21 protein-coding genes are annotated in these 12,845 nt (G+C 37.8%); all 21 read right to left on the reverse strand.

Annotated elements, in window-relative coordinates; genetic code table 11:
- Positions 1 to 1,302, reverse strand: coding sequence for a PBSX family phage terminase large subunit (locus RCJ95_RS11080; RefSeq protein ID WP_446722294.1), 1,302 nt, complete (start codon positions 1,300 to 1,302; stop codon positions 1 to 3).
- Positions 1,289 to 2,110, reverse strand: coding sequence for a phage terminase small subunit (terS, locus tag RCJ95_RS11085; RefSeq protein WP_446722295.1), 822 nt, complete (start codon positions 2,108 to 2,110; stop codon positions 1,289 to 1,291). Before terS ends, RCJ95_RS11080 begins: the two co-directional genes overlap by 14 nt.
- A 165-nt stretch (positions 2,111 to 2,275) precedes the next feature.
- Positions 2,276 to 2,623 carry a hypothetical protein gene (locus tag RCJ95_RS11090; protein ID WP_446722296.1) on the reverse strand — a complete coding sequence of 116 codons (348 nt, stop codon included), beginning with the start codon at positions 2,621 to 2,623 and terminating at the stop codon, positions 2,276 to 2,278.
- 233 nt (positions 2,624 to 2,856) lie between these two features.
- The gene (locus tag RCJ95_RS11095; protein WP_446722297.1) at positions 2,857 to 3,288 is read right to left on the reverse strand and encodes a type II toxin-antitoxin system death-on-curing family toxin; all 432 of its coding nucleotides are present in this window, start codon (positions 3,286 to 3,288) and stop codon (positions 2,857 to 2,859) included.
- 3 nt (positions 3,289 to 3,291) lie between these two features.
- The gene (locus RCJ95_RS11100) at positions 3,292 to 3,510 is read right to left on the reverse strand and encodes a hypothetical protein (protein WP_446722298.1); all 219 of its coding nucleotides are present in this window, start codon (positions 3,508 to 3,510) and stop codon (positions 3,292 to 3,294) included.
- 826 nt (positions 3,511 to 4,336) lie between these two features.
- A complete protein-coding gene (locus RCJ95_RS11105; protein ID WP_446722299.1) occupies positions 4,337 to 4,789 on the reverse strand; it encodes a LuxR C-terminal-related transcriptional regulator in 453 nt (150 codons plus the stop codon).
- 409 nt (positions 4,790 to 5,198) lie between these two features.
- Complete coding sequence (locus RCJ95_RS11110) at positions 5,199 to 6,440, reverse strand: DNA cytosine methyltransferase (protein WP_446722300.1); 1,242 nt, start codon at positions 6,438 to 6,440, stop codon at positions 5,199 to 5,201.
- A 39-nt stretch (positions 6,441 to 6,479) separates the two neighbouring features.
- Positions 6,480 to 6,659, reverse strand: coding sequence for a hypothetical protein (locus RCJ95_RS11115; RefSeq protein WP_446722301.1), 180 nt, complete (start codon positions 6,657 to 6,659; stop codon positions 6,480 to 6,482).
- Between the two features lie 27 nt (positions 6,660 to 6,686).
- Complete coding sequence (locus RCJ95_RS11120; RefSeq protein ID WP_446722302.1) at positions 6,687 to 6,941, reverse strand: hypothetical protein; 255 nt, start codon at positions 6,939 to 6,941, stop codon at positions 6,687 to 6,689.
- Entirely contained in the window at positions 6,926 to 7,351 is a 426-nt protein-coding gene (locus tag RCJ95_RS11125; RefSeq protein ID WP_446722303.1) for a RusA family crossover junction endodeoxyribonuclease, read from the reverse strand. Before RCJ95_RS11125 ends, RCJ95_RS11120 begins: the two co-directional genes overlap by 16 nt.
- Positions 7,352 to 7,424: 73 nt before the next feature.
- The gene (locus RCJ95_RS11130) at positions 7,425 to 8,240 is read right to left on the reverse strand and encodes a DNA adenine methylase (protein ID WP_446722304.1); all 816 of its coding nucleotides are present in this window, start codon (positions 8,238 to 8,240) and stop codon (positions 7,425 to 7,427) included.
- Positions 8,237 to 8,416 carry a hypothetical protein gene (locus tag RCJ95_RS11135; protein WP_446722305.1) on the reverse strand — a complete coding sequence of 60 codons (180 nt, stop codon included), beginning with the start codon at positions 8,414 to 8,416 and terminating at the stop codon, positions 8,237 to 8,239. Before RCJ95_RS11135 ends, RCJ95_RS11130 begins: the two co-directional genes overlap by 4 nt.
- A 13-nt stretch (positions 8,417 to 8,429) precedes the next feature.
- Positions 8,430 to 8,936 (reverse strand): single-stranded DNA-binding protein, encoded by a 507-nt coding sequence (ssb, locus tag RCJ95_RS11140; RefSeq protein WP_446722306.1) that lies wholly within the window; start codon positions 8,934 to 8,936, stop codon positions 8,430 to 8,432.
- The gene (locus tag RCJ95_RS11145; RefSeq protein WP_446722307.1) at positions 8,933 to 9,286 is read right to left on the reverse strand and encodes a YopX family protein; all 354 of its coding nucleotides are present in this window, start codon (positions 9,284 to 9,286) and stop codon (positions 8,933 to 8,935) included. Before RCJ95_RS11145 ends, ssb begins: the two co-directional genes overlap by 4 nt.
- The gene (locus RCJ95_RS11150) at positions 9,283 to 9,522 is read right to left on the reverse strand and encodes a hypothetical protein (RefSeq protein WP_446722308.1); all 240 of its coding nucleotides are present in this window, start codon (positions 9,520 to 9,522) and stop codon (positions 9,283 to 9,285) included. Before RCJ95_RS11150 ends, RCJ95_RS11145 begins: the two co-directional genes overlap by 4 nt.
- Positions 9,519 to 9,707 carry a hypothetical protein gene (locus tag RCJ95_RS11155; RefSeq protein WP_446722309.1) on the reverse strand — a complete coding sequence of 63 codons (189 nt, stop codon included), beginning with the start codon at positions 9,705 to 9,707 and terminating at the stop codon, positions 9,519 to 9,521. Before RCJ95_RS11155 ends, RCJ95_RS11150 begins: the two co-directional genes overlap by 4 nt.
- Positions 9,700 to 10,044, reverse strand: a complete 345-nt coding sequence (locus RCJ95_RS11160) for a hypothetical protein (RefSeq protein WP_446722310.1) — start codon at positions 10,042 to 10,044, stop codon at positions 9,700 to 9,702. The genes RCJ95_RS11155 and RCJ95_RS11160 overlap by 8 nt, the downstream gene beginning before the upstream one ends.
- The gene (locus tag RCJ95_RS11165) at positions 10,041 to 10,616 is read right to left on the reverse strand and encodes a hypothetical protein (protein WP_446722311.1); all 576 of its coding nucleotides are present in this window, start codon (positions 10,614 to 10,616) and stop codon (positions 10,041 to 10,043) included. Before RCJ95_RS11165 ends, RCJ95_RS11160 begins: the two co-directional genes overlap by 4 nt.
- A 32-nt stretch (positions 10,617 to 10,648) precedes the next feature.
- Entirely contained in the window at positions 10,649 to 11,518 is an 870-nt protein-coding gene (locus RCJ95_RS11170; RefSeq protein ID WP_446722312.1) for a DnaA ATPase domain-containing protein, read from the reverse strand.
- Entirely contained in the window at positions 11,433 to 12,359 is a 927-nt protein-coding gene (locus RCJ95_RS11175; protein WP_446722313.1) for a DnaD domain protein, read from the reverse strand. The genes RCJ95_RS11170 and RCJ95_RS11175 overlap by 86 nt, the downstream gene beginning before the upstream one ends.
- Positions 12,360 to 12,374: 15 nt before the next feature.
- Positions 12,375 to 12,785 (reverse strand): hypothetical protein, encoded by a 411-nt coding sequence (locus RCJ95_RS11180; protein WP_446722314.1) that lies wholly within the window; start codon positions 12,783 to 12,785, stop codon positions 12,375 to 12,377.
- Positions 12,786 to 12,845: the final 60 nt, after the last annotated feature.

Here is a 12,845-nt window from a genome sequence, read left to right on the forward strand (position 1 = left end):
TCACCTACCTCTGTAACCAGCATTCATACCTTTAACGTTTGTTACCTCATAATCATCAAGGCCATACCACATAGCACTAAATGTATGAGGGTCAATATTAAACTCTCCAGGTATTGCTTTGCCGTTCTTATCTTTTTTCTGTGTTAGATTTTTCAACTCTCTGATTGTATTTGGGCAATCCTTTGAAACAATTATCTTTTTAAATCGCTTCATTTTCTTTGTATTTTCAACTCTCGTTAACTTGTAACATGGTAAAATGCGAAAACCTCGTTGCTGTAGGTAGACAATAGTTTTAGCTTCGGCGTTATCGCCTTTAATCATTACCTTTTGTAATCCTGCTTTCATCATATCCTCAGCAATCTCAGGGTCTGTTTTACCCTTGGTGTAATACTCCCAAAAGATATATAGCCATTTCTTTTCAATGTCTACAGCCATACGCACAATTGCATTATATGAATCAGAAAAACCAAAGTCCATGCCGTTTTTATATACCTTGTCAGAAGTCAGTTGAGCTTGTACATCAGCACTATCCCATACTTCTAATTGAGGTAATATCTTTTCACCATTCGCTCCGAATTTACCTTCTCTGGCTACTCTGTGTAGATCGGGGTCATAGTTCTTCATGTCGTCTAGTTCATCGATATACGACTGTGGAAGGAACATATTATCGTCAGCTTTTGAATGATGGTAATACGTTGTTTCAGTTTTGATTTCTCTCAACTTGTACAACTCTTCATCATCTAATGTTGTTTTTTCATTTTCTTCATCCACAAAGAAATGTGTATATATCCAGTTCGTTTCATCTACTGGATTTGAAGAAAGAATCATGTGTAACGATAAATTACGGTGACGTAAACGACCAACTAGCTCTTTAAAACCCTCATACTTAACTTCCGAGGCTTCTTCTACCCAGATGATGCTGATGTCATGGATAGACTTTAGTTTCGCTGGTTTATCCATCCCTTTAAAAATTATCCTTGAACCATTACTGAACACTATCTCGTATGGGCTCTCTTTAGCCCTTGCCTTGCCTTTTGTAATGCGTTTTCTGCCAGTGTCATCTAATCTATCCAAAGACTCTAAAATATCCTTAAACAAAGCGAAAGTACTGTCTTTATGCGTGTCATAAACTTCACGGATTACTAAGACTTTTCTCTTTTCTTGTAAACACTTTAAAACGAGTTTTAAGGCCACATGATAAGATTTAGAGGAACCATATCCACCGATAAGGAATTGAAACTTCTTAGTCCAATCCATCAGAAAGTTGCCGAAATGAGGGTTTATCTCTTTATTCACTTGCATCGGAATCCCTCTCAGTCTTATGAGTAATAACAATTTCTAAGGTGTCATCATCACCTGTCGGCTCTGTGAGTTTCTCAACTTCTGCCTTTGTTTTATTGATATTCAACTGCATCTGTTCTAGCTTCAAGCGACGCTCATCATCCTGATCTGCCATCTCAACAAACTGACGAATTGAAGAACGCAACTCCCCAATTGCTCTCGATTGAGCAGTGAGTAGTTGCGCCTGTCGTTCCCATGCGAATTGAAATTCATATTCTTCCTCTGTTACAGCCTTTTCTACGCCTCCACCATCCTCTTTTGAACGCGGATAGTATTCGTATTTTGCCTTTTTGAGCTCCTTTATGATTTCGTCTTTAGATTCGACGTGCATAATCCTTTGAGCCCTTATGATTGCAGCATACTGAATCTGTATTTGATCCCAGATTAAATCGGCTGGAGAACGCTCGTTCATCGCTTCCATGATTTCAAGTGTTTCTTCTGGTAGGAACTTTTGAAAGAAACCATGTGTAACAGCAGCAGTGTTCCGTTTTGTAAATTGGTTTGGTGGATTAGGATTACCCTTGTTTCCAACAGCGTAGGTATTGCCTTTGGGGGCTCCTATCTTTTTTTCTTCGGTTGCATCCTTACTAGAAATAGTTGCAACCTTCTTAGTTCTGGTTGCATTCTTTTTAGTTGCATCCCTTGACCATTTCTCACGACTCTTACGACTCTTTAAAGTACCAAGCTTTATTTCATGCTTTTCAGCTAGATCAGCAAGTGTAATCTTTGTAGTTTCCCACTCATGTTTAATTTCATCCCAATTAGCCATATCTCATAAACACCACCTCCAGAATCATGTCTGGTTCACAATGAACCTGACCTATTATGTATTTCACTCTCAAAAGCAAGTACCGTTGCCCAACAGTCAAAGGGGAGGAAACTGCTCGATACTCACTTTTCAGGGCAAAATAAAAAACACCCCGAGGGATGTTTCTTAAAGGCTAGATAAATTCAGTTCTTTAACTATTTTTCCTGTTATTTGATAAACCTCATGTGTAGTTAAAGTCCCGTCAGTCATCAAGCTAATTAAACTTTCGTTACTTAATTCTCTTACATGTATATCTTCTTTCTTACTAATGGTTTGTCCGTAATCAGGCTGTATAGTTTGTTCTGTATACTCTCTAATTTTCCACATACCATTATTAATCCAAATCTCTCTAATTTCTTCTTCAAAATTTAGGCCGCCGTGAATATCTCTATCCTTTAATACGAAAGTTGAAAACTTTTCTACCTTTTCAGCGTATTGTTTTGAGATTTCGGATACCGACTCTATAAGATTCATATTCCCACCTCCTGCCATTCAATCATAAACCAGAAGATGAAATATATGTAATAACTTTTTGCTCTCAAAACCACACCAAACTCTGCCCTCTAATCACAAAGTGTTCTGGCTGTTTGATGCAGTTTTCAAAGCAAAAGAAAAAAAGCCGCCAATTTATAATCGGCAGCCCATACTTATGTAATTTGTTCACTTTTTTTGACTAAAATTAAAAGGAACTCTTCTACTATAAATTACTATAGTAAATCCCAGAGTTCCTCTTCATTAATTTCATATGGTACAACATTTTTTATTATCCACTGCTCAACTTCCTCTAATGTTGGCCTAGTATCATGATTACCAATTAACAAAGCAAATTCATACAGATCATCATCTGATACATTAAATTTATACCCATTATATTTTAAGAACAAATCTGTTGAGATTATAGATGCCCTTTTATTTCCATCTTTAAAACAATGTGAGATATTTATTTTCAACATATAAACTGCTGCTTTTTTAAATAAACCAGGATACTGCTCCTCCCCATAATACTCAGTTTGAGGTTCAATCGCTCTATTACCAATACATGGTTTGTCTACATGATATATTGTTCCACCAAATTTCTCAAAACCGATTTTATGAGCATCATAAATATCCAAAGCTTCTAAATACACGATTTCTTCCATAAATTAAGTTCTTGAAAGTCTCTCTATTGCAGAATAATTATCTTTAATTGTTTCTTTGATAAGAGCTTTTCTCAATTGTTCACGTGTAAGGGTACGCTTTTGTTGTAGTTTTTGCATGTCCCTCAACTCCTTTTCGATAATTGCCATATCATTATCCCCATTCTTTTCATTGCTCTTTTGATTACCTTCTAAATTTTGCAATTCTTTATCATCTTGTTCCATACTTATCAACTCCTTAGAAATATTTTTTCTATTTTGTCGACAAATAAACCAAGATTTAATTACAAATTTCAAATAAGATTCTCTAGAGATTAATCTATAAGTATATAAATCTATAAATATATATAAATATATAAATCTATATTTTATAAATATATATATAAATATAAATATATATTATATATATTAATACATAATATATAAGTTATCCACAGAAATCTATAAATATTTGTAAATAATCCCTTATTTGATAATTAAATCTTTGCTAAAATGCCCTTCCTTAATTTGATAATATTTTAAAATCAAACTTCTCTTTTCTCCCTATACCCTTTTTAATGAACTATTAATACTTATTCAAACTCCATATATATTAGAATCAATATTTACTATAAAAACCTCCATCCCAATTCAGGACGAAGGCCGTTTTTAGGAAAAAATATTTAATTATAGAGAGCTCACTTGCGACTCGTGGTAGAGCGACACCACGTTATTTTGTAACGAATTGTGTTCTAGTTTTATAGTGCATTTCCGTGCACTTGTTGATGTAGTAAGTTTGACTGAAATTATGGAAAGTGGACGAAGTTCACATATAAACCACTCCTTCAGTTTTATTTGCCTGTTCCCTATATCTCTTTAAAAATATGGGCCGGCCGTGTATGTCTTGCTCCGAACGAATTTGTTCAGCGCGGGTAGGTCGTCGGTCTGTCTTTCCCTAATATTTAGGTTTTTATAAATACCAAGAGAAGAAACATTTACCTGTCCGACCTCCCCTTAAGTTTACATGTGAAAAATATACCATTTCAACAATTCGTCATATGCGTTTTTTGCGTCATATGCGACATTTAACTTCCGACATCATTTCTAAAATATTTTCTTTTAGTCGTCTAATTGTTGCTTCTGATAGTCCCATTGTTTGCCCTATTTTACGCAATGAAAATCCATCTAGGATACAATTAAGCACGAATATTTCACGTTCTCCTGTAACATTGCTTGCTCTTTTTTGGATTTCCCTAACTTTCCATTCATAACGCAAAACTCTTTTTACATAAAATTGTGAACGTCTTGTTGCTTCATAACTAACTGGATCACTAGTTCCTCCACTGGCTTTTGGTAATGTTGCCTCGATTCCATATGCGGCTACTTTAGCGCCATCGTACTCAATATCTTTTGCAAGTTCATTCTGCATTTTTCCTAATCTAATTTGTTCAACCATCCAGTGATAATCTTTCAACCATTGATCTACCATATACTTTTTTATTTCTTGTGTTTGCCCTTGTTTCATAGGTTTGCCCTCCTACGGTGTGATATACTAGAGTTGTGAACACCATCAAAGGGCATAAACCAATTCGAGCTGTAGCGTCTGCAAACGCTGCGGCTTTTTCGTGCTTTCAAACTAATAATTTGTTATAATTTTCTAAAATTGAAAGAAGGTGAAATATGGATAAGTTATTTTCTTTAATAGATACAAACCCTTTCCAATTCTATTTAGTTTGTATTATTATTGCGGGATTTGTGGGTCTGGCTATACGGTTTATTCGTAACTCTTTTGAAGCCTTACTAGAGTTCGTACTGTCATTCAGTGTCGTTCGATATACCGTTCTCGCATGCCTATTAATCTTTGTTGTTAAAACGTTAGTCTGGTAGAAAATTTCTATCAGACTAACTATTTTCCTCAAAGTGTTCAGTAACCTCTATACTCCAACTGCATAACGACTACTACCTGCACACATTTCGGGTAAATTAGCTCTCACTAATGCATCAGGTAATGGAGGAGGCACACTGTTTCCTACTCTTTTAATCTGCTCAACTTTCTTCCCAGGGTGCTGATAGTTACTTGGAAATCCTTGTCCTGCAAATAGCTCATGGGGTTGTAACATTCGTAACCCGATGTCAGTAACATGATAGCCATTAGTGCGAACTGCTGTTAATGCGAAACGATCCTTAGTAGTGATTGTGTGCAAAGGTTCATTTAGTCCTTGTGCTGTGCTTTGTCCATAATATTTGGTTAAAAATGCTGTCACAAGTCCAAATCTATTGCCACCAGCTGTGATTGTATGAAGTGGTGTGTTTAATGACAATCCTCTAACTTCTTTTTCTGATTGCTCTGTATAATAACTGATTAAAAAGGCTGCTTTATGCTCATCTGGAACCATAAAAGGCTTTTCTGCATCTATTACAAAGCGCTGTAAACCCTTTTCAATACGTTTTAGTGTGTTAGGTACTAATGGTTTCTTTCGATCAAATATAGATGGTGCACCAATACTCCAATCAATTATTTCACTTGCTGTACGCCAAGGTTTTAATTTACCTAACTGTACAGCTGGCGATTGCGGATCTCCGTGTGTAGGCTCAGGCCAAACGATAGGCTGTTTGTCACATCTAGCAATCATAAAGAATCTTTTACGGATAGTAGGTGCGCCATAATCACAGGCATGTAACTCTCTAAATTCCACCTCGTACCCTAGTGATTCCAATGCTTTTACAAAACTTTGAAACGTTTTGCCCTTCAATTCCTTAACGGGTTTTCCATTTTCGATTGGTCCCCAGTCTTTAAATTCTTCAACATTTTCCAACATAATTACTCTAGGTTTTACAGCCAATGCCCATTTAACAGCAACCCAAGCAAGACCTCTAATTTCTTGTCTAACTGGCTTACCGCCTTTTGCTTTTGAGTGATGTGTACAGTCAGGGCTAAACCACGCAAGCCCCACTCTTCGACCTCTACATGCTTCCTTGGGATCAACATCCCATACTGATTCACAGTAATGTTCGGTATCTGGATGATTAAGTTTGTGCATCTCAATAGCAGCTGGGTCATGATTTATTGCAATATCGACACTCATTCCTGTTGCCATTTCAATACCTGTACTTGCGCCACCACCACCAGCGAAATTGTCTACAATTATTTCTCTAAATAAGCTTAATTGCTTCACTTTTGCTACCTCCTTTACTGCACATTTTCTTTCTTGCGTTTAGTAATCATATCTATCTGGTGCTATCGTTTCTCGCCCCCAACATATTCTGCCTCTTCCGCCCATTACTGTTGTTACGCGATACCATTTATTTGTTTTACCATCTTTAAAAACATCATTAACAGAAGGTTTCCATGATAAAATACATACTTTTTCTTCACCTATATAAAACGGATACATGTTAATCACTCTCCTGTGCAATATCTTTCAACTAACCACTTTCCTCTTCCCTAACAACCCACCAGCCATTGGCCGAATACGTTCAGCCATTTCAAGGTCCATTGCAATCAATGCCACGCTCACCTTACTTGCATTAAGCTTCTGAGCTATCTCGTTAATTGGATATCCTTGATTCCACATAGCTATGAAGGTTCCTATTTGTTGAATTGTAAAATCAAACTTAACCGATTCATGAACCTCACCAGTGAACAAGATGTACCGATTCTCTACTTTTGGTGCCATTCAATTGTCACCTCTGCCCTCGGCTGCTCTGAATAAAACTTCCGTACATTCATCTCAACGATTTGGGAATCATCATTCCAAATAACTTTGTTACACCCATCCTTAATGCCCTTAATCAAGTTATCGAGATCAGGCTTTGTCGTAGGACGCAATTCACCACTAGCTATTAGTGCCCTCTTTGGCCCTGTTCGATATTTTTGTGGTGGCATGAGATAAATATCAGCTTGTAGTTTAATTGGCTCTGTAATCAATTCAGACGGCTTATTTTGCCATGCTACGAGCTTTACAAAGTCTTTGAAATTCTTGCTTTTAGGTGCATCATGTGTGATTACTTTCTTGCCATGTCTACTAAAGCGAGGTCGCTCTTGTGGTTGAATAACTCCTGGTATTTCAAATGTGAGTACGTTCATGTTTACCTCCTGTCAGCACTCTTAGAAGTCTGCTGATAAAATAACCTAATGTCGTTCTACCAGCAGCGTGTATTTAATAATCAAAAATACTTAATTGCTTTATTTCAAAATTCATTAAAAGTAATTCTTCTGCATCTGCCCCTAAGTTCTGGCCACCCACCACTTGCTTAAAAGTTTGGTGTTTTTCAACGCGCCACCCTTTATAAATTTCATGAAGGATCAGATCGTCATAATAACTCAACATTACTTTACCTTGGACTTGATTCAGTAGTTCAGCAAGTTCGTAATGGTCCTCTAAAGAAAATCCTCCAGCATAAAACTTTTCACGGCCGATGTAAGGTGGGTCGATATAAAATAAGGCTTCTTTTGAATCATATTTTGTTATGATTTCTTTATAATCTTTGTGTTCGATCATTACACCCTGCATTCGTTTCGCAAAGTTTCTAATGGCCTTGCATGCATTTACATAACCCTTTGCAGGATTTTGACTCGAGCTGGTGCTATGCCGCCAACCTGTATTGGGCACTTCTTCTGCATTACCTTTTGATATTGCTGATCTATTTAAGTAAAAGAATCTAACGGCCTTCTGGAATGGATCCGTTGGCAGTGGTTCTTTTCGCCATTTGTCATATAACTCTCTGCTATAAGGCAATTTCTGGCATGTCTCAATCAAACGATCTGTATTCTCGATGCTCTGCATAATGAAATTCACTACTATTCCATCAATATCGTTATATACCTCATGATTGATCCTTGGTTTTCTGGAAATGACATGCGCTGCCCCACCGAATGGCTCAACATAAACTTTATGGCTTGGCATTTTGCTAATGATCAGATCAGCTTGTTTTCCTTTGCCTCCGAACCATATTAGTGGTGATCTTGAGTTCATTTCACTGCCCCTTTTCCGAATTTCATTAAAACTTGATAAGGCCGTGCCTCATATTCAAAGAATTTAATTTCACTGATTTGATACCAATGGCTCTTTGCTTCTGCTTTGATTTGTTTTTGTAGCTTTTCTCTTGTTTTAGCTCCAATGATTTTCTTAGTAGGTCGTTTTGTTATCATCAGTAATCACTCCTTAGAAAGGTAAATCGTCAGAATTAACCTCAATCGGTCCCTTACTATTTGCAAACGGATCTTCATCCACTCTCGTATAATTTGGCTGGTTGTTATTACCGCCATATTGCCCCTGTGAACTGCCTTGATACTGTCCACCTGTATTTGTACTAGATTCGTGGTTTGATGTGCCCTGCAAGCTTCCTGTGCTGTTTCTTGGCTCTAAGAATTGGATACTATCTGCTACAACGTTCGTAAAATAGATTCTTTGCCCGTCTCTCTGATACGAACCAGTTTGTATCTTTCCATCAATCCCAACCAATGAGCCTTTCTTCAAAAAGTTAGCTGCATTCTCCGCCTGTTTTCTCCAAGCTTGAATCTGGATAAAATCTGCTTCTCTCTCGCCACTCTGATTAGCAAACGATCTGTTAACTGCTAACGTAAATTGAGCCTTGGCAATTCCTTGTGGTGTATATGAAAGATCAATATCTTTTGTAAGGCGACCAACTAAAACGACTCGGTTGATCATGCAGTACCCTCCAGTAGATGACTGTGTTCATAAATATTCCCGATTACTTCACAACTCTTAAATCTCATTGACAATCGATGCATACCTATAGCCCATTCTCCGTAGTTTGTATATTCAACCTCATAACGTTCGATAATGTCTCTAATTGATTTGAACTGAACAATATCTCCCTCAAAAATCTCCGTACCATGCTTGTCCTTCAAACCTGTATATTGCATAAAAGTGATATCCTCTTGTGGTTCCGTTAAAATCGTATACATTGCATAAAATTCTTGATCCATATCCACCAAATCTTCATGCGAAAGCATTTTATTTTCCATCCAAGCCTTAAACTTAATCTCTCTACTCATGCCGAAACCTCCCTCTTATCCCACTTCTCAATAATCCGATACCCTGTCTTTTTCAACTCTTTAAAAACTGGATGCGCTATCGGAACAATTGTCCAGACATTTTGACCGTCCTCATGTTTGAACATCGTTACATATACGTTGTACTGGTTGTATTCAGGATGTTTTAGAACTTTATCCTTTACAGCCTTCTTACGAGCACTAGGTATGTCGATTGGGATGCCGTTACGTTTTCTCATGCAGCCAACGCCCCTTCCATTTTCATAATGAGATAATCTGTAGCCTCGTCAGCATCTTTCAGCCCTTTTAATGCTCGTAGTTGCTCCAAGCGCTTATAAGCCATGGTTTCGTTTTGTTTGCCTCCAAAGCGTTGATGTTGTCCAAGGTATAGAATGATTTGGTCGATTAGGAATTGTTCATTCATGAGCTTCACCATCCAGTGCTTGACGTGCAAAATCCTTAATATCAACTTGCGGTGTGGTGAAGATGTTATGTTCAGCTATCGTTTGAAGTGCTTCACGTAACCTCTCAACCTCTGCAACAAGCGCTGGCACATCGTCTCGAGCACATGCTATAAATTTGGCATTCAGAACTGATTGAAATATCGATTTATCATGAACCTCAACATGATCTCCGTCTTGGTTAAACCATATATCTGTAATAAAGTCGCTATCATCTGAATTTCTATCAATTTCCCATGGTCCAGGCGTAGCCTTCGCCACACGTTCTTTAATGGCATTCAACTGTTCTTGATTCATCATCCATTCACAGCCTCCTTCACTTGCACGGAATCCCAATCAAAAGACATCAAGATATTGAGTAATCGTTCCACTTTTGGTGCTCGCCAAGCTGTCATGGCGTATGTGTGTGCTTTTGAAGTGTAGTGGTGTCTATTGTTCTCAATGTGACGCTTAGCTTCTTCTTTAGTAAGAAACATCGTATTTGGGACGATAAATTCCACTTCATGTTGTGGCACTAGATACGCTTCATCGTTAATGTAAGTCTTAATCCAATCGAGAAACTCGTCATCATCGTAAAAACCACCTTCTTCATTGGCTAGAATTTCAGTTTCTTCTTCCCAGTTTCCTAACGCTCCATCACCTAATTCATGATTTTCGATAATTTCTAAAATGCTTTCTTTTGTATTGCGGTATTCCTTGCAGTCGCCTGGTACATACACCACCCACTCGTCAGCATTTTCCGACCAACAAGGCTCTTTTTTATAGTCCATAACTACCCAAAATCTAGGTGCTGCTTGGCTGTCATAATCATTTTCATCTTCCCATTTCATTTGAGCTTGTAAGTCCTTCAAAAACTGAATATCTTCTTTCATCCCTTCACCCTCCATCAAGGGGCTGTTGCCCCTCACTTATTTTCAAATACCTTACGTAATCGGTAGTTCACTTTCATATCCTTTGGAATCGTTACTGTAAAATCCTGTGCCATTTCAAACAGCCTGCTTGTTAACGCCTCGTCGATGTAAAGCATGTCATCTAATGACAATTCGCTTGATACAAGTAATGGTTTATTGTTTAGGTAGCGATAATTCACCACTTCAAAGATTGATTCAGCTTGCCAAGGCTTCACATCAACCTTTCCACCAATTGGCTTGAACAGATCATCAATAAACAGCACATCAATTTCCTTCATGCGGTCCATGATTTCGTTTTTACGTTCAAAGTTGTTAGCAGCAAGATTGTTCATTCCATCCTTGTAAGGAAAATAGAGAACCGGCTCTTGCTTTGTATGAATCAGATAATTAGAGATAGCCGTTAGCAAATGTGTTTTGCCGCAACCAGGTTGTCCAATTAGCATAATGCTGTTTTGTCGGTAGCCTTTAATCTCGTCAAAAGCCCTGAAATATTGATTAGCCTTGCTTTTCATTTCAACGACTTTCGGATGTACACCGTCGGTCGAGAAGTTTTTAAAACTCATTTTTTGAAACTCTTCTGTAATGGCGCTAGATTTGATTAAGCGATTGAGTTGACGCAATTTAGCGCACTCACATTGTTGCCATTCATCCGAATCAAACTTCAAGATTCTTTCTACTAACTGTTCACCATCACGTACTAGCGTCGTTTCTCCAGCTCTCTTGCGAACCATATAACCGCCTTCATCCTTACACTTGGGACAGTTATAATTAGGTTCCTCAGCTACTGTAGTCTCCGAACACAATTGGCTTCGAGCCCGTAGTTCCTCCATTACTGCTGCCATTCGGTCGCCCATTCTTTCCATCAATCTTCACCTGCCAATCTGCGTATGATTTAACTCCTTTTTCAGTAGACCAATTATGAAGAATACCTCTTACATACTCCATACTTGATTTACCTAAGTCTGCAGTAAGCTTGATAGCTTCGATAATGAGTAGGTGGTCTGGATACAACTCTAAGAGCGTGTCCATCTTTCGATGATCCATAAAGTTACTAATTCGGATTATTGAATCAAATGCATTCTTTATTTCTAGAAAAGGATTAGTAGAAGAAGGAGAAGAGACCGACGAGTGACTGTCTTCTCTCTTTTCTTTTTCTTTTTTATTTTCTTTTTCTTTTTCTTTTTCTTTTTCTTTTTGTCCACGTATCGTTGACGTATCGTAAGAACCCGCATCATTACTGGATTCTTCATTTTCTGACGAATCGTTATACGTATCGTGGGCCGTATCGTAGTACGACTCGTAGACGATACGTACAGAATCATTCGAGATTCCTTCGCCTACCCATCGAATCAATGAAGTATCTTTCACTTCTTTTAACTCTGATTTCACACAATCAAGAATCGGTTTGCCCCCACGATTCAGGTTGTATTTCCCCCAATTTTTAATGGCTATCTCACGAGTTTCTTCGTTGTATTTAATGATCTTGTGATGGTCCCTAAAGCGTTGTAGCAAGGCACCAGCACTTTCCATTGAGTAGCCCATATCAAAAGCTATTTGTTTTTTAGTAATTTGATAGATACCAATTTGAGTTGTACTTTCATTTGTCAGCAAATACAGGAAGAAGTACTTGTCCTCTGCTGTCATTTCCTCAACCACACGAGGATCGTTCCAAAAAGTTGTGTAGACGTATCTGTATTTAGCCATTTGCCCTCGCCCCTCCTAATACGTTTTCACTGGCTCCCAGTCGTTTGCATATGCTGCCTCATTGAACTTATCTACTGGCATATCAATGTTGACTGGCTCATATGTTTCAAGCCATTTTGCGACATCATAGCTGATGGAAGCTCTATCACCGAATTTTTCATGCATGTATGCTTTATGTGCCTCCGAATGTGCTATTACCTCATCAATTTCTGATTGTCCTGGCTTTTGGCGATCATCCCGAACTATGATGAAAGCGTCTTGGATATCGTCAATCGTGATATCACCATCTGGATCACTAAAATCTGCTACATCAATATCAGCAGCTAGATAACGACCTTCTTTTTCTTTGTGCTTTAAAACAATGACAGGAACAGTAAAAATAATTTCATCCTCGCCTCCAAAGATGTTTTGTTGAAATACTTGCATGGTTCGCCCTCCATATTTTCAATATTCAAATTTTTAATCACAGACTTATTCACAAAACCC

The sequence above is a fragment of the Lysinibacillus sp. BSL11 genome, from assembly GCF_052928325.1.

Coding starts and splice junctions, on each gene's coding strand:
- RCJ95_RS11080 (WP_446722294.1), bottom strand. CDS start 1,302: ATGCAAGTGAATAAAGAGATAAACCCTCATTTCGGCAACTTTCTGATG.
- terS (WP_446722295.1), bottom strand. CDS start 2,110: ATGGCTAATTGGGATGAAATTAAACATGAGTGGGAAACTACAAAGATT.
- RCJ95_RS11090 (WP_446722296.1), bottom strand. CDS start 2,623: ATGAATCTTATAGAGTCGGTATCCGAAATCTCAAAACAATACGCTGAA.
- RCJ95_RS11095 (WP_446722297.1), bottom strand. CDS start 3,288: ATGGAAGAAATCGTGTATTTAGAAGCTTTGGATATTTATGATGCTCAT.
- RCJ95_RS11100 (WP_446722298.1), bottom strand. CDS start 3,510: ATGGAACAAGATGATAAAGAATTGCAAAATTTAGAAGGTAATCAAAAG.
- RCJ95_RS11105 (WP_446722299.1), bottom strand. CDS start 4,789: ATGAAACAAGGGCAAACACAAGAAATAAAAAAGTATATGGTAGATCAA.
- RCJ95_RS11115 (WP_446722301.1), bottom strand. CDS start 6,659: ATGTATCCGTTTTATATAGGTGAAGAAAAAGTATGTATTTTATCATGG.
- RCJ95_RS11120 (WP_446722302.1), bottom strand. CDS start 6,941: ATGGCACCAAAAGTAGAGAATCGGTACATCTTGTTCACTGGTGAGGTT.
- RCJ95_RS11125 (WP_446722303.1), bottom strand. CDS start 7,351: ATGAACGTACTCACATTTGAAATACCAGGAGTTATTCAACCACAAGAG.
- RCJ95_RS11130 (WP_446722304.1), bottom strand. CDS start 8,240: ATGAACTCAAGATCACCACTAATATGGTTCGGAGGCAAAGGAAAACAA.
- RCJ95_RS11135 (WP_446722305.1), bottom strand. CDS start 8,416: ATGATAACAAAACGACCTACTAAGAAAATCATTGGAGCTAAAACAAGA.
- ssb (WP_446722306.1), bottom strand. CDS start 8,936: ATGATCAACCGAGTCGTTTTAGTTGGTCGCCTTACAAAAGATATTGAT.
- RCJ95_RS11145 (WP_446722307.1), bottom strand. CDS start 9,286: ATGAGTAGAGAGATTAAGTTTAAGGCTTGGATGGAAAATAAAATGCTT.
- RCJ95_RS11150 (WP_446722308.1), bottom strand. CDS start 9,522: ATGAGAAAACGTAACGGCATCCCAATCGACATACCTAGTGCTCGTAAG.
- RCJ95_RS11155 (WP_446722309.1), bottom strand. CDS start 9,707: ATGAATGAACAATTCCTAATCGACCAAATCATTCTATACCTTGGACAA.
- RCJ95_RS11160 (WP_446722310.1), bottom strand. CDS start 10,044: ATGATGAATCAAGAACAGTTGAATGCCATTAAAGAACGTGTGGCGAAG.
- RCJ95_RS11165 (WP_446722311.1), bottom strand. CDS start 10,616: ATGAAAGAAGATATTCAGTTTTTGAAGGACTTACAAGCTCAAATGAAA.
- RCJ95_RS11170 (WP_446722312.1), bottom strand. CDS start 11,518: ATGGAAAGAATGGGCGACCGAATGGCAGCAGTAATGGAGGAACTACGG.
- RCJ95_RS11175 (WP_446722313.1), bottom strand. CDS start 12,359: ATGGCTAAATACAGATACGTCTACACAACTTTTTGGAACGATCCTCGT.
- RCJ95_RS11180 (WP_446722314.1), bottom strand. CDS start 12,785: ATGCAAGTATTTCAACAAAACATCTTTGGAGGCGAGGATGAAATTATT.